Below are 19,614 nucleotides of genomic sequence, written 5' to 3'. Positions count from 1 at the left end.
GAGCGAGGAAGGGGCAGTTCTCCATCGCTTCGGTGATGCCGCCGTCGCTGCCGCGCGACTGGAACGTCACGTACTCGGTGTGACAGCCGGCCGCGCCGAGCACCGGCGGATGGTCCTGTGCGTGGGGGAGGCTGTGGCAGATGCCGCCTCCCTTCCAGGGGGATCCGGAGGGGCGGACGGGGGTGGAAGGCGAGGCTGGCGTCGGCACGCCGTACCCGGCCCCTCACGCAACGGTGAGCGACCTGTGCGGGCGAGTTCTTCAGGAGGGCTGCTGACCGGCCGTGGTGGGCGACTGGTCGACGGGGAGACGGTTTTCGAGCACGTGTCTGCTGGAGCGGGTGGCGGGGTGGTCAGGGCCGAGGACCCGTGTGAGGTCCGCGACCACACCGGCCATCAGCCGCCTGGCTTGCGCGTGGTCCCCGGCGGCATGGACGAATTCCGCGTGCAGGTGCCGGCTCCAGAGGGTGGATCTGTGGTCGGGGCCGAGGACCCGCGCCCGGTCCAGTGCGTTCTGCGCCAACAGCCGGGCCGCCTCCGCATGGTCGCCTCCCTTGCCGAGGGAAAGCGCGTGGAGTTGTCCGCTCCGAAGGGTCTCCTCGTGGTCGGCCCCGAGGATCCGCTTCCGGTCCGCGAGCACTCCGGCCATCAGCCGCGCGGCCTGCGCGGGCTGCCCGGCGATGTCGAGGTAGAAGGCGTGCATGTGGCGGCTCTGGAGGGTGTCGGGATGGTCCGGACCGAGGAACCGGGCCTGATCGGCCGCCAGCTGCTCCATCTGCCGCGCCGCGGCCGTCGGATCCTGATCGCGCTCGTTCTGCCGGATCCGGGTGTACCGAAGTGTCAGCTCCTCACGGGTCGGCGGGAGCGCGCCGGCTGATCGCGGACCCGGGTCGGTGAGGCGGTGACGGGGGAGCAGCTCGGTCACGCGGGCGGGCCACGGAGTGCCGCCCGGCCACTGTTCGGGCGCGTGCCAGGACGCGGTGACGGTTCTCAGGACCTCGGGCGGGGTGGGCCGACCGGCGGGTTCCTTGGCCAGGCAGGCGGCGACCAGGCCGCGGAGCGGTGCGGGGACGCCGTCGAGCCGCGCGTCGTCGTGGAGGATGCGGTGCAGCATGGCCAGCGGCGGGCCCTCGCCGAACGGGCTCTGTCCGGTGGCGGCGAAGGCGAGGACGAGGCCCAGCGTGAACACGTCGCTGCCGGGACCGAGTTCGTCGCTGCCGATCTGCTCGGGCGAGATGTAGCCGGGGGTTCCGATGACCACGCTGTCCGGGGTCAGGGACGCGTGATCGAGGGCACGGGCGATACCGAAGTCGATCACTCGCGGGCCGTCGGCGGCCAGCAGCACGTTGGCCGGCTTCAGATCACGGTGCACCACCCGGGCGGCGTGGATGTCCTGCAGGCCCTCAGCGAGTCCGGCGGCCAGCGGCCACAGCGACTCCAGCGGGAACGGGCCGGCCTCGGCCACCGCCTCGGCCAGGCTCGGCCCCGGTACGTACACGGTCGCCAGCCACGGCGCGTCGTCCTCCGGCCCGGCACCCACCAGCGGCGCGGTGAACGCGCCGCTCACCGCCCGGACCGAGGCCACCTCCCGGGCGAAGCGCCGCCGGAAGTCCGTCTGCCGCGCAAGGTGCTCGTGGATCACCTTCACCGCCACCGCCCGGCCGGACGGCGACCGGCCCAGAAAGACCCGGCCCATCCCGCCCTGCCCCAGCCGCGCCCGCAGCGTGTAGGGGCCGATCCGCCGTGGGTCGCTCGTGCCCAGATCCTCCATGACCGCCCCCGCTTCGATCCGTCCGTACGACCGCTCTGCGCTGTGGCGCGATCGTAGCCCCGAGGACTGAACGAGAACAGCGCCAGCAAGCCGCCGCCCGCCCCTGCCGGGCAGGAGAGGTCCGCAGCGTCCGCCTGGGTTCTGCGGTCGCCGCACCCGGCCCGGCCGGGTCCGTGCCGACGGCCGCAAGCAGAGTCTGCTGGAGGGGGGTTGCCGGGCGGACCCGTGACCGGCGCGCCGTCCGCAGAGTCCGAGCGTGCCGCCGTGCGGCGCGCACGGGCACGCATTCCCCTGCTCACCCCCTGGCTCACCGTTCGTCACGTCTTCCGGCCCGCAGCCCCCGCCCCGCGGGTCCCGGGATCCGTGCCCGGCCCCAGGGAGGCGATGAGGGGGAGGGAGCAGCCGGCGGCCTGGAGCGGGGCCCGGACGTCCCGGTCGAGGTCGGGCAGGTAGCCGAACAGGACGTCGGCCGGACCGGCGATCTCGACCTCCGCGCACGCAGCGGGCAGCAGGAGCGTCTCGGCCCGGCCGAGTTCGCCGCTCCACGTGCCCGTCCGCACCCGGACCGGGGCGCCGACGTTGGAGAGGATCTGCGCGGTGGCGAAGGAGTGGCGCAACGGCTCCGCGGTCCCGGCGCGCCAGCGTTCGAGGGCGAAGTACGGGCCGGCGCAGAGGAAGACCCGTTCCACCCCGTCCCCGACGGCGATGCTCAGTCCGGGCGTGAAGTCCGGCCGCGTCTCCAGGTCGACCTGCTGCATCAGCATGTCGAGGTGGCAGTGGAATTCCGCGTCGCCCACCGGGGAGCCGTCCTCCATGTTCCAGCGCATCGCGTGCTGCTGGATGTCGGACGTCTGCTCGATCTCGTAGACGAGGGTGTCCGGTCCGAAACTGTGCGGGGTGCCGCCGGGCACGTACAGCGTCTCTCCCGCGCGCACGGGCAGGCGCCGCAGTACGGAGTCGAACTCCTGCGCCTCCAGCGCGGCGCGCAGCAGGTCGCCCGTCACACCGGCCTTGACACCGCACAGGGCGGTGGCGCCCACAGCGGCGTCCAGGATGTGCCACGCCTCGGTCTTGCCGTTGGGGCTGCCCTCCAGCCGCCGGGCCGACTCGTCGTCGGCGTGCAGATGGACGGGCAGCGCACCGCTGGCGTCGATGAACTTCGTCAGCAGCGGGAAGCGGGAGCCGGACCACCCGGGGCCCATGAGTTCACGCGGGTGATCGGCGACCACACGGCGCAGGGACCGGCCGGCCAGTGGCCCGTCGGTCACGGCACTGACGGAGCCGTCGACGTCGCTGCACTCCCAGGTCTCCGCGATGCTCCAGTCCGGCAGCCCCGCCTTGCCCAGGCGGCGGGCGATCGCGTGCCCGCCGAACACCAGGGGCCTCGCCGTGACGGAGAGCCGCAGCGGGTACGCCGGTGTCCGGTCCGCGTTCACAGGATCGGCTGTCCGCCGGTGACCGCGATCCGGGCCCCGGACACGTAGCTCGCCTCGTCCGAGGCGAGCAGTACGTAGACCGGCGCCAGTTCGGCCGGCTGGCCCGGCCGCCCCAGGGGCACCTGCGATCCGAAGCTCTCCACCTGCTCCGGCGGCATGGTCGCCGGAATGAGCGGTGTCCAGATGGGGCCTGGCGCGACGCTGTTGGCGCGGATGCCCTTGCCAGCCAGCATCTGGGCGAGCGAGCCGACCATGTTCGCGATGCCCGCCTTGGTGACGTCGTAGGGCAGGAGCTGCGGGGGCGGACTGTCGGAGTTGACCGATGTGCTGCCGATGATCGACGCGCCCGGAGGCATGTGCGGGACGGCGGCCTTCGTCAGGTGGAAGAAGGCGCTGAGGTTGATCGCCAGCGTGCGGTCCCACTCCTCCTCGGGGATGTCCTCGATGGAGTCGCGGGTCATCTGGAACGCGGCGTTGTTCACCAGCACGTCGATCCGGCCGAACTCCTCCACGGCCTTGCCGACGATCGACCGGCAGTGCGCCGGGTCGGCCACGTCCCCGGGCACCAGGACGCACCTGCGGCCGGCTTTTCGCACCCACCGCTCCGTCTCCCGCGCGTCCTCGTGCTCGTCGAGGTAGGAGATCAGCACGTCGGCGCCCTCACGGGCGTAGGCGATCGCCACCGCACGGCCGATTCCGCTGTCCCCGCCCGTGATGACCGCGGCCTTGCCCGCCAGCCGTCCGGACCCCCGGTAACTCTCCTCACCGTGATCGGGCCGCGGTGTCATGGCGGCGGTGACGCCCGGCGGGACCTGTTGCTGACGAGGCTGGGACATGGGCAGCTCCCTGAGATCGTTCGAACGCGCGCGGCCCGTCGCCTGGGGGACCGGCGCCCGGGGTGGGTCGAGGCGGCGAGTACCCCGTCGCGCCGGTGTCCATCCGGGCGCACCGCTCGCGCCCGTCACGGTCCGTTCGTCACCCCCGGTCCGGCACCCGCACGGGGCGGGCGACAGCGTCCTCGATCCCCCGCCGGGGTGTGCCCGCCGACCGGGCGGGTACCCAGGTGGGGCCGTGGGCGCGCTCCTTCCCGCACGTCCGCACGAGGAGCGAGGGAGAGCGGGTCATGACACGCCAGGGGCCGCCGGAGGCCGAGGACAGGGCCGGGCGCCTGCGCGAGATCGCCTCGGACGTGTTCGGCTGGGACACGCTCCTGCCCGAACAGCTCACGGCCATGGAATGGGTGCTGGAGGGACGGGACGTCCTCGTGGTCATGCCGACCGGCTCCGGCAAGTCGGCCGTCTACCAGGTCCCCGCTCTGCTGCTCGGCGGACCGGTCGTGGTGGTCTCTCCGCTGCTCGCGCTCCAGCGGGACCAGATCGCCGGTCTGCCGGACGACTCGCGCGTCCCCGGCGCGGTCGCCGTCAACTCGGACCTCGGCGCGGCGACGACGGAGGCCGCCTGGCAGGCCGTGGGCCGGGGGGAAGCCCGCTACCTGTACCTGGCGCCGGAACAGCTGGCCAAGGACGAGGTGACCCAGCGGCTCGCCGAGGCACGCCCCTGCCTGTTCGTGGTGGACGAGGCCCAGTGCGTGTCCTCCTGGGGCCACGATTTCCGCCCCGACTACCTGCGCCTGGCCCAGGCGGTACGGCGGGTGGGCCGGCCACCGGTCCTGGCGCTGACGGCAACCGCCGCTCCACCGGTGCGCAGGGAGATCACCGAGCGGCTGGGCATGCACCGCCCGCGCCTGATGGTCACCGGGTTCGACCGGCCGAACATCCGGCTGGAGGCCTGCCGCTTCCAGAGCGAGGACGACCGGCGCCGGGCCGTGGTCGAGCGGGCCGCCGCCGAGCCCAAGCCCGGCATCGTCTACGCGGCGGCCCGCAAGGACTGCGAGTACTACGCCCGCGAACTGGGTTCGCTGGGACTGGCGGCCGAGGCCTACCACGCCGGACTGCGCGCCGGCGAGCGCGCCCGGATCCACGACGCCTTCCTGTCCGGCGCGGCCGACGTCGTGGTGGCGACCTCGGCGTTCGGGATGGGTATCGACAAGGAGGACGTCCGCTTCGTCCTGCACGCCTCGCTGCCGGGATCCCTCGACGCCTACTACCAGGAGATCGGCCGCTGCGGCAGGGACGGCCGCCCCGCACTCGCCGTGCTCCACCACCGGCCGCAGGACACCGGGATGCAGACCTACTTCGCCGGCCGTGCTCCGAGCCGCGGCACCGTCCTGGACGTGGCGGAGGCCGTTCACCACCACCGGGCAGAGCCCGCCGGCCTGGACGGACTGCGTGCGGAGACGGGCCTGTCCAGGAACCGGGTGACCGCGGCGGTGAACCTGCTGGAGGAGGCGGACGCCGTCGCCACGGGGGACGACGGCCAGGTGCGGCCGGTCCCCGGCGTGTCTGCCGGTCAAGCGGCCGAACAGGCCACCCGGGCGGCGCAGGCGCACCGCCGCACCGACCGGTCGCGGGTCGACATGGCCCGTGCGTTCGCCGAGACGACCGGTTGCAGGCGCCGCTTCCTGCTCGGTTACTTCGGCGAGGAGTACGTGCCGCCGTGCGGGAACTGCGACCGCTGCGACGAGGACCGCTCCGAGAACGGGACCACCGAACCGGCCGCCCATCCCGACGCGGATTCGTATCCGGTCGGGAGCGAGGTACGGCACCGGCAGTGGGGCGAGGGCACGGTGCTGAGCCAGGACGGCGACCGCATCACCGTCCTGTTCGACCAGGCCGGATACCACACGCTGTCCCTGGCGGCGCTGGCCGAACGGCACGGGCTGCTGACCGTGGCGCGCCGGCCGGGCGATCACGGGACGGCACCGTGACGCGCGGCGCGGAGAGCGCACGGAGCCACCGCCGCCGTGCCGCGAGGCGGCCTGGGGCAACGGTCGGGGAAACGCGTGACAGAAGGACCTTCCGGCGCCTCGCGATCGTAGGCGCCGGGCACCGCCCGCTGATCGGAACCCACCTTTGTTCGCAGCTCTGACACCCCCGCGACATCAGGACGGAGGCCGCGGCCGGCTGACCGCCGGGCCGCACGCGCCATGGTTCGCACGAAGCAGTACGCCGTCGCCGCCTCCGGGCAGTGGACCGAGGAAGAGGAGGGCCGCCGCCGGCTGCCGTCCGGCGAGGTCCACGCCTGGGAGCCGGGCCGCAACGAGACGGTCTGCGGTCTCTCGCTCAGCCGTTCCCGGCTGACCCGCTTCCCGCACATCACCTGGACCGACACGTTCCCGGCATCGGGAGGCGCGGCCGACCGGGTACGGCGCGTCTGTCCGCGCTGCGCCTCGCTCGCCGGGCGCCGCGGCGGCGACGCGCGCCCCGGGTGGCAGCGCACCCACCCCCGGCCGTGACCGGGGGCCGTCCGCTCCGCCCCGGGCCCTCCCGGGTTCCGCCTGGCCGCCGGCGGGAACCCGGCCACACCGGCGCGGGCGCAGGCCGCCTGCACGGACCGGACGCCACCGGGTTCCGTCTCGGTACGGGCGGGAACCGGTGCCCGGGCGGCCGGGGGCGCACGACGACGGTCGGACGTCCCCCGCCGGCGTGGTCACCGCCACACACCGCGGAACCCGGCGTCCACGCCCGCAGACCGATGACGACGCGGGGGGCGCGGGGGTGCCCGCCCGTCAGTTGGCGCGGTCGGCGAAGCCTTCCGGCAGCTCGTCCGGGCCCACCGCGACGACGCTCTCGTCGTTCTCCCCCACGTACTCGAAGAGGGTGATGCGCGCGAACTCGGGGACGACGTAGATCGGATAGGTCGGGCCGGCGTCCCGGTAGGCGCGCATCTCGTCCAGGTGCTCGTTCTGGAAGAGGACGGTCCTGCTGCCGTCCTGCTCGATCCACTGCGGGAAGAATATGGTGCCGTGCAGGACCCGCCGGCGGGGCAGCACGTTGACGACCACGGAGGTGCCGGTCGGCTCGTTCCAGGAGACCTTGTAGACGTCGTCGCCGAGCTGGACCAGGTCGACCTGCTGGTCCTTCACCCAGCGGCCGCCCACCATGCCGGAGTGGATGCGGTAGTCGATGGTGGTGGCGTTCTTCACGTACATCTCGTACTGCCAGCCGTTGGCATACGTGTAGATGAACCGGTGCCCGACGACGCCGGACAGGTCCTGCGGCGGGACGGGGTTCTCGACGGTGGTCGTCGGGGTCATGTGCGCAGTGGTCATGGTGGTGCTCCTCGTAGTGCCCGGCGGCGGCCGTCCGGTGTCCGGTTCACACCGGTGGCGCACCGCCAAAAACTATTTTGACACAAAAATGTGCGGGAGCAAAAGTCTATGGTGACGGTCCACAATGAGGGCATGCGCGACACGGAGAGCACAGGGGACGGGAAGTTCGGCGGAGAAGCTGCACGGGTGGCCGTCGCACTCGGCGGACTGCTGGGGCCGTTGCGGCGCGCGGTCCTGCGCGCCACCCGCAGCGCCGAGGGGCTGCCGGACCTGCCGGAGGCGCAGATCGAGCTGCTGCGGGCGTTGGCCTCGTCGCCGGAGGGGCTCAGTCCCGGCGCGGTGGCCGCGCGGTTGCGGGTGGCTCCCTCCACCGTGAGCAACCTGGTGCGGACGATGTCCGGCGCGCGGCTGGTCGAGCGGGTCAGGCCCGAGCACGACCAGCGGAGCGTGGTGCTCACCGCGTCGCGGGAATCCCTGGACCTCCTGGAGCGCTACGACCGGGCCAGCACGGCGGCGCTCACCCGAGTCGTCGAGGAACTGCCCGACGCCGACCGCGTGGCCCTCAACGGGGCGCTGCCCGCCCTGGACCGGCTGGTGGCCGCGCTGCAAGCCGCCCACGGCGCCGACAACGGCACGACCGCGTAGCCCCGGCGTCCGAGCGGCCCAGGAAGGTGCTGAAGTCCTGCGGACTTTGGAACAGGGAAAATTCCTTGACGTGAATATTCTGCTTGAGGAATACTCTGTCGCATGGACGCACTCTTCACCGCGCTCGGCGACCCGGTCCGCTGGCGACTCGTCAACCTGCTGGCCGAGCGGCCCCGTTCGGTCGGCGTCCTCGCCCAGCTCGCCGAGGCACGTCAGCCGCAGACCACCAAGCACCTGCAGACTCTCGAGCGCGCGGGCATCGTCACCTCCCGGCGTACCGGCCAGCGCCGCATCTACGCGCTCCGCGCCGCACCCTTGCGGGAGATGGCGGCCGTCCTCGGCCGGCTCGCCGACACCGCGGACCAGGCCGGCGGCCCGGGCGCGACCCATGACGCCTACGGGCTCGGCCTCCACGCGGAACGGCTCGCCGCCCAGGCGGACGGATGGGCCGACGGCCGCTCCTTCAGGTTCCACCGCTCGCTGGCCGGGCGCCCCGAGCTGGTCTGGCGCCACCTGACCGACCCCGGCCTGCTCGCCCGGTGGTGGACACCCGACGACCTCCGCGTCTCCCAACTCCTCTTCGAGACCCGCGAGGGCGGCCGGATCGTCCAGGAGTACCGCGACGCCGACGACACGGACGGCACCGACCGGGTCGCCGGACGCGCGGAGGGGACCGTCGACGTCGTGCGTCCCGGGGAGCGGCTCGCCTACCGGCTGTCCCCGCTGCTCGCCGACGGCTCCCCGGCTTTCACCGCCCACGTCGAGATGGTCATCAGGTCCACCGGCACCGGTACGGACCTCGACGTCCATTACGGGATCACGGACAGCACCGTGGACTCCGCCGACTTCGTCGCGGGCGTCGGGACCGGCTTCGGACAGAGCCTCGACCGGCTCACGAGGACCCTCGACACGTATCCGCAGGACACCGACACCACCGGCATCACCGACACCCCTGGCGCCACCGACGGTGACGCAGACACGAGGAGCGCGAAGTGACCGTGACCGAGCACCCCGGCGGCCGCAGGATCGTCACGAACATCAGCCTCTCCCTCGACGGCCGCTGTGCCGCCCCGGGCGACTCCCAGGACATGAGCTGGGTGATGCCCTACGCCCACACCGACGTCGCACGTGACCACCTGACCAGCCTGTGGGAGCCGGCCACGACGGCCCTGCTCGGACGGGTCAACGCCGAGGGTTTCCTCGGCTTCTGGCCCACCGTCATCGGCAGGCAGGACACCGACCCCCGCGACGAGGCCTTCGCCGAATGGCTCGTCGACACGGACAAGGTCGTCCTCTCCTCGACGCTCGGCGAGGCCCCGTGGGAACGGACGACGATCGTCGACAAGCCGGCCGCCGAGGTCGCGGAGGACCTCAAGGCCACCGAAGGCGGCGACATCCTCGTCCTCTCCAGCGCGGGCGTCATCAAGGCACTGCTGGCGGCGGACCAGGTCGACAGGCTGGCGCTCACCGTCTTCCCGGTCTTCCTCGGCGGGGGGCCGCGCCTCTTCGACGAAGGTCTGCCCGCAGGGAAGTGGGCACTCAGCAGTCACGCTGCCGGAGAGCACGGCACACTGGCCGTCGTCTACGACCGGGTCCGCTGAGCCCCGCCCGGCCGGCGACGAGCGGTCGGCCCGTCGTGGCTCCCGGCGTCGGCCCAGTCGGCAACCCCCGTCCCTGAAAGGTGAGTCGGTGCCTGCCCCTGTCACCCGCACCGTGATCCGGGCCCGAGTCGGGCTGTGAAGCCGGGGAAGACGCCCTCCAGGTCCTGTCCGACGAGCCGGGAGCAGGGGTGTCCACCCCGGCTGACATGGGGCCCTGTGATGCCCCCCGCGGTGAACTGGACGCAGAGGCAGGGCTGTCACGGGGACGTCGGCCGCCGTCGCCGGCGGCAGGCCAGGGCTGAGCGGACGTACGCGGGAGGGGCTCGGGCGCGCAGCAGCCGCCAGATCTTCGTCGTCCCGCTGCTGGGCGGGCCGACTCCGCCGGCGCGGGCCCCGCGGAGGCCGCTTCGGCCCGTCACGCGTCCCTCGGACAAGGCCTAGTAACCTGCCGCAATGCCGAGTTCCGGAATGACAGATGTGCTGGTGAGCGGGAAACATGTGCGCGAGGCGGTCGCTCACTGCACGCAGACTCTCTCCGCTGTTCCCGATCCCCGGTGGAGCGCTCCTGCGGGTGACCTGGAGTGGACGTGCTGGGAGACCCTGGAACACCTCGCGGACGACCTGCTGACCTACGCGCTGCGGTTCGGGCTCGCGGAGCCCATGGGCGTCCCGCGCGTGCCCCTGCGCCTGTCCGGCGACCGCGCCGAAGGGCCGGTCAACGTCATCTTCGGTGACAGGGCGGCAGGCCCCGCCGGGCTGCTGACGGTCGTCGAAGCGTGTGGAGGTCTGCTCGCGGCGGTGGTGGACAGCACCCCGCCCACCGTGCTGGCACCGCACGTCTTCGGCGCCTCCGACCCGGAGGGCTTCGCGGCCATGGGCGTCGTCGAAACCCTCGTGCACACCTACGACATCGCACAGGGAGTCCAGACCGGTGCGAAACCGCCGGAGGACTTGAGCCGCAGGGCCCTCGTCCGGCTCTTCCCCGACGTGCCCCTCACCGAGGACGCCTCCTCCACTCTGCTGTGGGCCACGGGACGCATCGGCGGCCCTGGACGGCCCCGCCGCGAGAACTGGCGCTGGTACGGCGCCCCCCGCCCGGCCCGGTGACCGGCTCCCAGCCTCCGAGACGCCGGCAGCGCCGGACGCTGCGCGCAGGCGCCGGCCGGTCTCGGGTGGCGTAGCCGGGACCGCGAGGGGTTACTCGGCAGGTATGGCGAAGCTGCATCTTCCAGGGCGCAAGGCGCACCACGACAGCGACGATCCGCCGGCCCACCAGGTGCCGGCACCCGAGGAGGCCGGGCCGGGGCCAGAGGTGGAGCGCCGGGCACCGGACACGCCGACCGAGCTGCCCAAGCGGGCCTGGGGCCGTGTGCTCAAGGGGGCGCTGCGGGAATTCAAGGACGATGAGCTGACCGACCGCGCGGCAGCTCTGACGTACTACGGGGTGCTGTCTCTGTTCCCGGCGCTGCTCGTGCTCGTGTCCCTGCTGGGCATCACCGGCAGGTCCTCGACCGACGCGGTCCTGGCCAACGTCAGAAAACTCGCTCCCGGCTCGGCCCGGGACATCATCACCCGGGCCGTGGAGCAACTGCAGAGCAGCGCCGGCGTCGGCTCCGTCATGGCCGTCGTCGGCATCGTGCTGGCGGTGTGGTCGGCCTCCGGCTACGTGGCAGCGTTCATCCGCGCCGCGAACGCGGTCTACGACATGCCGGAGGGCCGCCCGGTGTGGAAGATCGTTCCCGTGCGGCTGGGCGTGACGGTCGTGCTGATGGTGCTGGCGGTGGCCAGTGCGCTGATCGTGGTGTTCACCGGCGGTCTCGCCCACCGCGCCGGTGCCGCTCTGGGCATCGGTGACATGGCGCTGACGGTGTGGACGATCGCCAAGTGGCCCGTCCTGCTGGTTCTGGTCACCGCCATGATCGCGATCCTGTACTGGGCGAGCCCGAACGCGAAGGTGAAGGGGTTCCGGTGGATCACCCCCGGCAGTTTCCTCGCCCTGGTGATCTGGATGATCGCCTCGGCCGGGTTCGCGTTCTACGTGGCGAACTTCGCCTCCTACAACAAGACGTACGGCACCATGGCCGGGGTCATCGTGTTCCTCGTCTGGCTGTGGATCACCAACCTGGCCATCCTCCTGGGCCTGGAGTTCGACGCCGAGACCGTACGCCAGCGGTCCATCGCGGGCGGGCTGCCACCGGACACCGAGCCCTACACCCAGCCCCGCGACACCCGTAAATGGGACGAGGACGACCGGCGGCGCCTGGGCGAGCGCTGATCCGGTGCTCCGGTCTCCACCGTCGCGCCGGCACCCCGATCGACTCGATCCTGCGGCGGGCGGAGGGCACGGCGGCGCAGGACCCGTCGCAGAGTCCGGCCGCCGCGACGCGTCCGCGTCCAGCACGGCATCGGCCGTCCGGAGAAGCGGCGCGCACCGGGCCGCCACGTGGCTCGGTGCGCGGGAAACGGTTCCGTCGGCGCCCCGGCGCCGGGAGCGACCACCGGCGCCGGACCACCGGGCAGCCGCCGCGCCCAGGGCGCTCCCGGCTGACGGATCCGCCCCGGGCGGCGGCCTGACCATCCTTTCCGGTCACGGCGACTAGCGGTTGACCGACCGCATCCCCGCCTCGTCGTACCGTTCGCCGGCCGCCTTCGGCAGCTCCGCGTCGATGCGGCGCATGTCCTCCTCGGTCAGCTCGATGCCGACCGCGGCGGCGTTCTGCTCCAGGTAGCTGCGGCGCTTGGTACCCGGGATCGGCACCAGGTCCTCGCCCCGCGCCAGCACCCAGGCGATCGCGAGCTGGGCAGGGGTGGCGTCCTTCTCGGCCGCGATCTCCTTGACCTTCGCCGCCAGCCGCAGGTTCGCCTCCAGGTTGGTGTCCGTGAAGCGCGGGTTGTGCCGGCGGAAGTCGTTCTCGTCCAGTTCGTCGGGGGAGCTGAAGCGGCCCGCCAGGAAGCCGCGGCCCAGCGGCGAGTACGGCACGAATCCGATGCCCAGCTCCCGGCAGGCCGGCAGCACCTCGGCCTCCACGTCGCGCGTCCACAGCGAGTACTCGCTCTGCACGGCGGTGACGGGGTGCACGGCGTGGGCCCGGCGGATCGTCGCCGCGCTCGCCTCGCTCAGCCCGATGTGCCCTACCTTGCCCTCGGCGACCAGCTCGCCGAGCGCGCCGACCGTCTCCTCGATGGGCACGTTGGGGTCGACCCTGTGCTGGTAGTACAGGTCGATGTGGTCGGTGCCCAGACGTTCCAGCGAGCCGTGGACCGAGCTGCGCACGTGCTCGGCGGAGCCGTCCTGGCGGCCGATGCTGCTCATGTCGCCCGGTACGGCGTCATCCATCCGGTAGTTGAACTTGGTGGCGATGACGTACTCGTCGCGGTGCCCCCTGATCGCCTCGCCGACCAGGGACTCGTTGGTGAGCGGGCCGTACATCTGGGCGGTGTCGAGGAAGGTGATGCCGAGGTCGAGGGCCCGTCGGATGGTCGCGATGCCCTCGTCCTGGTCGGTGGTGCCGTAGAAGGCGGACATCCCCATGCATCCGAGCCCGATGGCCGATACCTGGAGGTCCCGCAGACTGCGCTCCCGCATGAGGGTCCTTTCACTCTTGTCCGTCGTCCGTCCGGCGCGAGGGCCTTCTTCCGGCCGGCGGCCGATCTCCCTCCGCATCCTGCGCCAGGCGCCCTGCTCCGGTGCCCCGGCACGCCGGGCATCCGCGACGCTACGGGCTCAGAGCTGCGAACAAAGTGGGTTCCGGTCAGCGGGCGGTGTCCGGTGCGTGCGGCCGCAAGGCGCCGGAAGGTCCTTGCAGCGGAGCTGCCCGGGCTTTCCGGCAACGCGGCGAGGGCGCGTGCCGGGCGCCGCCCGCCGGGGCCCACTCCTGTTCGCAGCTCTTGAGCGCGCTCGAAGTCAAATCACGCCTCGCGCCGCCTTCCCGGGGACGGGGGCCAGACCCGGTCCCCGGTCTCGGCCGGCAGCGCGTTCTGCTGCTTCGCGGTCGACCCGGGGCGGCGGGGGAGGGATTCCGGAGCACGAGAGCGTGACGCCGGCCATGCGAGGGGGATCACATCCTAAAGGCGATCGTACATGCGGAAGCCCCACCAAAAGGGCGTATGTATCTCAAGAGCCCCTTTTGGCGTATTTCTCCGTAGATGCGTAGTAGGTCACATCATTGCGTCCCGGGTCGGCCGCCGCTAACCATGGTTGTCGTCGCTGCGAGCCGGACGACCGGACGCCGGCGACTCCCTGCGGGGCCCGCTGCTCGTGATCGCGGCTGCCCCGACGCCGCCGCGAGCACGACAGCGGCCGGCACTGATGATGCCCCCTACGGAAGGTTGCCTTCGCATGACCATGACCACCCGCACCGCCCGCCTGCGCTCCCTCGGTCTCACGGGCCTCGCCACGACCGGCGTCGCGGCCGTCGCCCTCACCCTGATGCCGACCGGCGCGCAGGCCGCCGAGATGACGACGCGGGTGCCCGCCGCCACCGCGGCCAAGGCCTCCACCCACACCAGCCACTCCGCCGACCGGCAGAAGGCCGGCGTCGGCAGCAATCTCGACGGCTGGATCACCGAGTCCTTGAAGGTCATGAAAGCCAAGGGAATCCCGGGCAGCTACGAGGGCCTCAAGCGCAACATCATGCGCGAGTCCGGCGGCAACCCCAACGCCCAGAACAACTGGGACGTGAACGCCAAGAACGGTGTCCCGTCCAAGGGCCTGCTCCAGGTCATCGACCCCACCTTCACCGCCTACCACGTCGCCGGTACCGCGCAGAGCATCACCGACCCGGTGGCGAACATCACCGCGGCCGCCAACTACGCCGCCCACCGCTACGGATCCATCGACAACGTCAACTCCGCCTACTGACCAGGCCGTCCGCCCAGGCCGTCCGCCCAGGCCGTCCGCCCAGGGCGTCCGGTCGAGGCCAGGGCGAAGACGGCCCCTGGCCGGTCTGCCGGGCGGTCCGGGATGCGGTCCGCACCAGAGGGACCGCGCCAGAGGGAGCGCCCCGCCGACGACGCGGTGTCCACCTTCCGCGTGCCGGGTCAGGTCACGCGTGTGCGCCGGGCTTGCGGGAGATCGCCTGCGCAGGCCGGCCGAAGCAGCCCACCGCCTCGGAGGCGAGCCTGCGCTCCGGGCCGGGGTCGCGCTCGGCGCTCACCACGCACCGCGCAGGCGGTGCCCGGGTCCCGCGCGAACCCCCACCGCGCCGGCCACCCGCCTCGCACGGCGGACGGGCGGCTCAATGCTCCGGCAGGGCGGAACTGCGCCGCGGCAGGGTCTCCAGGACGGCCGCCACCACCTCCGCGGGCGTGAGGCCATCGGTCGGCACGCTGCAGGCCGCCACCTCCTCGTACAGCGGGCGCCGGGCCCGGGCCAGTGCGGCCCAGCGCCCTGCCGCGCCGCCCGCCAGCAGGGGGCGCGTCCCCTCGTCCGCGAGGCGTCGCACGGCCTCCGTCCCGGCCATGGAAAGCCAGACCACGTGCCGTCCGGCCAGCAGTGACCGGGTGTCCTGCTCCAGGACCGCGCCGCCGCCGAGCGAGAGGACGCCGTCGTGCTCGGCCAGCGCCACCCGCACGGCTTCCTTCTCCAGCGCCCGGAACCCCGCCTCGCCGTGCTCACCGAACAGCTCCGCGACGCTTCGCCCCTGCCCGGCGACGAGGTCGTCGTCGGTGTCCCGGTGCGCCACCCCCAGCCGCTCGGCGAGCAGGCGGCCGACGGTGGACTTGCCCACGCCCATCGGCCCCACCAGCACCACCAGCGGTCCCATGGCCACCGGCAACGGCACTGCCACCGGCAACGGCACTGCCACCGGCAACGGCACTGCCACCGGCAACGGCACTGCCACCGGCCGCGGCTGAGGCACTGTCCGTGGCGGTGGCGGTGGCGCTGTCCGCGGCTCCGACCCCGGCCGCTCGCCGTCGTGCAGCGTGCCCGCCGTCACAGGGGCCTCCCTTCGTCGTGCGGTCCCGCCGGTCCCGGCCGGCCGCTCACCGCACCGCCATGCCGTCGAGGTACGACCGCACGTTGCGGCGGGTCTCGGTGACGCTGTCCCCGCCGAACTTCTCCGCGACCGCGTCGGCCAGGACCAGCGCGACCATCGCCTCCGCCACGATGCCGGCGGCCGGCACCGCGCACACGTCGGACCGCTGGTGATGGGCCCGCGCCGGCTCGCCGGTGGCCACGTCCACCGTCCTCAACGCCCGCGGCACCGTCGCGATCGGTTTCATCGCCGCCCGCACCCGCAGCAGCCCGCCCGTGCTCAGACCGCCCTCCGTCCCGCCCGAGCGCCCGGAAGCCCGCCTGATGCCCTCCGGCGTGCTCACCATCTCGTCGTGCGCCCGGGAGCCCGGCACCCGCGCCAGGCCGAATCCGTCACCGACCTCCACACCCTTGATCGCCTGGATGCCCATGAGCGCCGCCGCCAGACGGGCGTCCAACCGCCGGTCCCAGTGCACATGGGAACCCAGTCCCACCGGCACGCCGTAGGCCAGCACCTCCACCACACCGCCCAGGGTGTCGCCTTCCCCGTGGGCCCGGTCGATCCGTGCCACCATCGCCTTCGAGGCGTCCGCGTCCATACAGCGCACCGGGTCCGCGTCCAGCACGGCCATGTCGGCGGGGGAGGGGTGAATGCCGTCGGGCGCCCTGGCTCCGCCCAGCTCGACGACATGGCTGACGATCTCGACACCGGCCGTCTCCCTCACATACGACCGGGCCACCGCGCCCAGCGCCACCCGCGCCGCCGTCTCCCGCGCCGAGGCCCGCTCCAGGACCGGGCGGGCCTCGGTGAAGCCGTACTTCTGCATCCCCGCCAGGTCCGCGTGCCCCGGGCGGGGCCGGGTGAGCGGCGCGGCCCGGGCCGACCCCGCCGGCACCTCGGCCCCGACCGGGTCGGCCGCCATCACCCGCTCCCACTTCGGCCACTCGGTGTTGCCCACCATCACGGCCACCGGGGAGCCCAGGGTCAGCCCGTGGCGCACCCCGCCCAGGAACGTGACCTCGTCCCGCTCGAACGTCATCCGCGCGCCGCGGCCGTGGCCGAGCCGCCGGCGCGCCAGGTGGTCCGCCACCGTCGCGGTGGTGACGGGCACGCCGGCGGGAAGGCCCTCCAGCGTCGCGACGAGCGCGCGACCGTGGGACTCGCCCGCGGTGAGCCAGCGCAGCCTGCTCACCGCGGCTCCCCTGCCGGTCCGGTGCGCGGGTTCCGGGCGGCCGCCGGGGCGGGCCGTAGCACGGGGCCGGCGCCGGGGCGGCCTTCCGGGTCGCCGCCCGTGGTGGCCCGCGGGGCGACGACGCCGCTCGCGAGCGTGCCGATCAGGCGGACGCCGTCCTCGGTGAGCAGCGACTCGGCGTGGAACTGCATCGAGGCGAAGTGCGGCCCGCGCAGTGCGTGCACCTCGCCGGTCCCCGGGTCACGGCTCACCCGTACCGTGCCGACCCCGGCGCAGTGGATCTCGTCCGCGGGGCTGTGGGCCGCGAACGTGTTGTAGAAACCGACGCGTTCGCGGCCGCCGAAGAAGTCGATCTCCCGTTGGACGCCCTGGTGGGGGACGTGCCGGCGGACCAGCGGCAGGCCGAGCCGGGTGCTGAGCACCTGGTGGCTCAGGCACACGGCCAGGAACGGACTGCGGTCCCGGAGCAACCGGCCGACGGCACCGCGCAGACGGGCGATCTTCGGGTCCGCCGCCGCCCGGGGGTCGCCGGGTCCCGGACCCATGACCACGAGGTCGTGGCCGGTGAGGCAGTGGGGTTCGTCGAAGCGGCGCACCGTCACCTCCAGGCCGAGGGAGCGCAGTTGGTGGTCGAGCATCCAGGTGAAGGTGTCCTCGGCGTCCACCACCAGCACCTTGCGGCCCGCCAGTTCGGGCAGCGGATGCCGCCGGGCGGTGTCCTTCGCCAGCCAGAACCCGGCGAGCGTCGCATTGCGCCGCTCCAGCACCGCCCGGATCCGCGGATGCGCGGCGAAGCGGGGTCCCGCCGCCGTCCGCGCCCCGTCCGGCGCGGCCCCCTCGGCGCGGGGCGCGGGCGGGGTGCCGGAGCGCAGGGCGGCGAGCAGGCCGGCTGCCTTGGCCCGCGTCTCGGCGACCTCGGAGGCCGGGACGGAGTGGCGTACGAGGGTGGCGCCGACGCCGACCCGCAGCCTGCCCCCGGCGTCGATGTCGGCGGTCCGGATGAGGATCGAGGAGTCCAGCGCGGGCGCGCCGGTCGTGTCGCGTCCCAGGAGGGCGAGGACGCCGCTGTAGTAGCCGCGGCCGTGCGGCTCGTACCGGCTGATGACCCGGCAGGCGCTCTCCAGGGGGCTGCCGGTGACCGTCGGGGCGAACAGGGACTCCCGCAGGATCAGCCGCAGGTCCAGCGCGCTGGTGCCCTCGATGAAGTACTCGGTGTGCGCGAGCCGGGCCATCTCCTTCAGCTGAGGGCCCACCACCCGGCCGCCGTCCTGGCAGATCCGGGCCATCATCTTCAGCTCCTCGTCCACCACCATGTACAGCTCGTCGGCCTCCTTGCGGTCGGCGAGGAAACCGAGGAGGCCGGTCAGGGTGGGGCCGGTGGCCGGATAGCGGTACGTGCCGCTGATCGGGTTCATGACGGCGGTGCCGTCGGTGATGCTGACGTGCCGCTCCGGGCTGGCCCCGACGAGTGTCCGCTCGCCGGTGTGGACGACGAACGTCCAGTACGCGCCCGTCTCCCCGAGCAGCAGCCGCCGGAACAGGGACAGCGCGCTGCGGTGGGTGTAGCCGGTGATGTCGGCCACGAAAGAGCGCTTGACGACGAAGTTGGCGCCCTTGCCGGTGCCGATCTCGTCAGCGATCACCCGGCGGACGATGTCCGCGTACTCGTCGTCGCGGACGTCGAAGTGCTCGCCGGTCAGCGTGATCGGATCGTCCGGCAGCCGCTCCAGCACCTCGGCCACCGGCAGGCGGCCCTGGCCCGTCACGGTCATCGCGAGGAGGGGAGCACCGTCGTCCACGTGGGCGAAGCCGCGTTCGCCGATCTGCCGGTAGGGGACCAGCGCGAGCACCTCGTGCCGGGCGGCGCCGTCGCCGGCCTCCGGCCGGGCGGGGAAGGGGAGATCGGCGAGGGTTTCCGGGGCGGACATGTCGCCGACGAGCACGTCCAGGGTGGCCGGGCCGGTCGCCTCCGGCCGGTGCAGCAGCGCGAAGGCCGGCGGCCGGGAGGCGAGCACGCGGTCGAGCAGTTCCGCGGCCGGTGCCTCCGGCCGGCCCCCGGACGTCCGCCGCCCGCTCACGCGGCCGCCTCACGGGCCCCGGGCGCCGGACGGACGCCGGCGGGCGGAGCGGCCGCGGTGAGCGCGTCCGTGGTGGTGACCACCGCGCAGCGCTGGGCCGCGTACTCCAGGGCGAGCCGGTGCCGGGCGGCGGAGAAGTCGCCGACCGCGTCCGCCACCAGGAACGGCTGGATGTCGTGGGTGAACGCCTCCACCGCGGTCATCAGCACCCCGACGTGCGCGTAGACGCCGCAGACGATGAGCTGGTCGCGGCCGTTCGCGTGCAGCCAGTCCAGCAGCCCGGAGCGGAAGAAGGCGCTGTAACGCCACTTGGTGAACACCGCGTCCCCCGGCGCGGGCGCCAGCGGCTCCACGACCTCCCGGTCGGCGGGGTCGACGCGCATGCCCGGCCCCCAGAAGTCCTTCAGCAGGCCGCGCTCGCGCTCGGTCATGCCGCCCGGCTGCGCGGTGTACGCCACCGGGAGGCCCAGCGCGACGGCCCGGCGCCGCAGTCGGGCGGCGTTGTCCACCAGCGGGCGGCGGACGGCCTCGGGGAACGGGCGCAGGAAGTAGCGCTGCATGTCGTGGACGAGCAGGGCCGCCCGGTCCGGCTCCACGGTCCAGTGCGCGGTGTTGCCGGGCAGTTCGTGAGCCGAGGGCAGCGAGTAGGACTCGATGGGGGGTATGCCCGCCATGAGGTTCCTTTCCTGGGAGTGCGGGATCCTGGGACTGCGGGGCGGTGCGATGCGCGGGCCCCGCGACGTGC

17 protein-coding genes are annotated in these 19,614 nt (G+C 73.3%); 8 read left to right on the top strand and 9 right to left on the bottom strand.

The window, feature by feature from the left end; genetic code table 11:
- Nucleotides 1-259 precede the first annotated feature (259 nt).
- The 3 genes from IG64_RS02830 to IG64_RS02820 all read right to left on the bottom strand — a co-directional run bounded on the left by IG64_RS02830 (nucleotide 260) and on the right by IG64_RS02820 (nucleotide 4,040).
- Nucleotides 260-1,768 (bottom strand): serine/threonine-protein kinase, encoded by a 1,509-nt coding sequence (locus tag IG64_RS02830; RefSeq protein ID WP_063758750.1) that lies wholly within the window; start codon nucleotides 1,766-1,768, stop codon nucleotides 260-262.
- A gap of 317 nt (nucleotides 1,769-2,085) precedes the next feature.
- Complete coding sequence (locus tag IG64_RS02825; protein ID WP_037851485.1) at nucleotides 2,086-3,204, bottom strand: class I mannose-6-phosphate isomerase; 1,119 nt, start codon at nucleotides 3,202-3,204, stop codon at nucleotides 2,086-2,088.
- Nucleotides 3,201-4,040 carry an SDR family oxidoreductase gene (locus IG64_RS02820; protein WP_037851483.1) on the bottom strand — a complete coding sequence of 280 codons (840 nt, stop codon included), beginning with the start codon at nucleotides 4,038-4,040 and terminating at the stop codon, nucleotides 3,201-3,203. Before IG64_RS02820 ends, IG64_RS02825 begins: the two co-directional genes overlap by 4 nt.
- Nucleotides 4,041-4,327: 287 nt before the next feature.
- On the opposite strand from IG64_RS02820, the gene IG64_RS02815 reads away from it, so the two are divergent.
- Together IG64_RS02815 and IG64_RS02810 are read left to right on the top strand one after the other, a co-directional pair.
- Nucleotides 4,328-6,031 (top strand): RecQ family ATP-dependent DNA helicase, encoded by a 1,704-nt coding sequence (locus tag IG64_RS02815; RefSeq protein ID WP_037851481.1) that lies wholly within the window; start codon nucleotides 4,328-4,330, stop codon nucleotides 6,029-6,031.
- Between the two features lie 219 nt (nucleotides 6,032-6,250).
- Nucleotides 6,251-6,559 (top strand): hypothetical protein, encoded by a 309-nt coding sequence (locus IG64_RS02810; protein WP_037851479.1) that lies wholly within the window; start codon nucleotides 6,251-6,253, stop codon nucleotides 6,557-6,559.
- Between the two features lie 273 nt (nucleotides 6,560-6,832).
- Here IG64_RS02810 and IG64_RS02805 read toward each other — a convergent pair whose 3' ends face one another.
- Nucleotides 6,833-7,375 (bottom strand): phenolic acid decarboxylase, encoded by a 543-nt coding sequence (locus tag IG64_RS02805; protein ID WP_037851477.1) that lies wholly within the window; start codon nucleotides 7,373-7,375, stop codon nucleotides 6,833-6,835.
- A gap of 132 nt (nucleotides 7,376-7,507) precedes the next feature.
- Between IG64_RS02805 and IG64_RS38280 the strand changes: the two genes are divergently transcribed.
- The 5 genes from IG64_RS38280 (at nucleotide 7,508) to IG64_RS02780 (ending at nucleotide 11,896) form a co-directional block, all read left to right on the top strand.
- Nucleotides 7,508-8,020: a MarR family winged helix-turn-helix transcriptional regulator gene (locus IG64_RS38280; RefSeq protein ID WP_078883758.1), complete on the top strand. Its 513-nt coding sequence runs from the start codon at nucleotides 7,508-7,510 to the stop codon at nucleotides 8,018-8,020.
- A 102-nt stretch (nucleotides 8,021-8,122) separates the two neighbouring features.
- On the top strand, nucleotides 8,123-9,016 hold the full coding sequence (locus tag IG64_RS02795) for a metalloregulator ArsR/SmtB family transcription factor (RefSeq protein WP_037851475.1): 894 nt from the start codon (nucleotides 8,123-8,125) through the stop codon (nucleotides 9,014-9,016).
- A gap of 2 nt (nucleotides 9,017-9,018) precedes the next feature.
- The gene (locus IG64_RS02790; protein WP_037851660.1) at nucleotides 9,019-9,621 is read left to right on the top strand and encodes a dihydrofolate reductase family protein; all 603 of its coding nucleotides are present in this window, start codon (nucleotides 9,019-9,021) and stop codon (nucleotides 9,619-9,621) included.
- A gap of 453 nt (nucleotides 9,622-10,074) precedes the next feature.
- Entirely contained in the window at nucleotides 10,075-10,728 is a 654-nt protein-coding gene (locus IG64_RS02785; protein WP_051812296.1) for a maleylpyruvate isomerase N-terminal domain-containing protein, read from the top strand.
- Nucleotides 10,729-10,831: 103 nt separating this feature from the next.
- Nucleotides 10,832-11,896 carry a YihY/virulence factor BrkB family protein gene (locus IG64_RS02780; protein ID WP_037851471.1) on the top strand — a complete coding sequence of 355 codons (1,065 nt, stop codon included), beginning with the start codon at nucleotides 10,832-10,834 and terminating at the stop codon, nucleotides 11,894-11,896.
- Between the two features lie 321 nt (nucleotides 11,897-12,217).
- Here IG64_RS02780 and IG64_RS02775 read toward each other — a convergent pair whose 3' ends face one another.
- Nucleotides 12,218-13,207, bottom strand: coding sequence for an aldo/keto reductase (locus tag IG64_RS02775; RefSeq protein ID WP_037851469.1), 990 nt, complete (start codon nucleotides 13,205-13,207; stop codon nucleotides 12,218-12,220).
- A 723-nt stretch (nucleotides 13,208-13,930) separates the two neighbouring features.
- Here IG64_RS02775 and IG64_RS02770 point away from each other — a divergent pair.
- On the top strand, nucleotides 13,931-14,482 hold the full coding sequence (locus tag IG64_RS02770; RefSeq protein ID WP_420709871.1) for a transglycosylase SLT domain-containing protein: 552 nt from the start codon (nucleotides 13,931-13,933) through the stop codon (nucleotides 14,480-14,482).
- Between the two features lie 376 nt (nucleotides 14,483-14,858).
- On the opposite strand, the gene IG64_RS02765 is transcribed toward IG64_RS02770, so the two are convergent.
- From IG64_RS02765 to IG64_RS02750, 4 genes are all read right to left on the bottom strand, one after another.
- A complete protein-coding gene (locus IG64_RS02765) occupies nucleotides 14,859-15,386 on the bottom strand; it encodes a shikimate kinase (RefSeq protein ID WP_037851465.1) in 528 nt (175 codons plus the stop codon).
- Nucleotides 15,387-15,606: 220 nt separating this feature from the next.
- Nucleotides 15,607-16,791 (bottom strand): chorismate synthase, encoded by a 1,185-nt coding sequence (gene aroC / locus IG64_RS02760; RefSeq protein WP_037851464.1) that lies wholly within the window; start codon nucleotides 16,789-16,791, stop codon nucleotides 15,607-15,609.
- Nucleotides 16,788-18,869, bottom strand: coding sequence for an anthranilate synthase family protein (locus IG64_RS02755; protein WP_078883742.1), 2,082 nt, complete (start codon nucleotides 18,867-18,869; stop codon nucleotides 16,788-16,790). The genes aroC and IG64_RS02755 overlap by 4 nt, the downstream gene beginning before the upstream one ends.
- Entirely contained in the window at nucleotides 18,866-19,543 is a 678-nt protein-coding gene (locus IG64_RS02750) for an isochorismatase family protein (RefSeq protein WP_037851462.1), read from the bottom strand. Before IG64_RS02750 ends, IG64_RS02755 begins: the two co-directional genes overlap by 4 nt.
- Between the last annotated feature and the right edge of the window lie 71 nt (nucleotides 19,544-19,614).

The sequence above is a fragment of the Streptomyces sp. NRRL S-340 genome (assembly GCF_000720185.1).
Lineage (GTDB): Bacteria > Actinomycetota > Actinomycetes > Streptomycetales > Streptomycetaceae > Streptomyces.
This window is presented reverse-complemented; position numbering and strand designations above follow the sequence as displayed.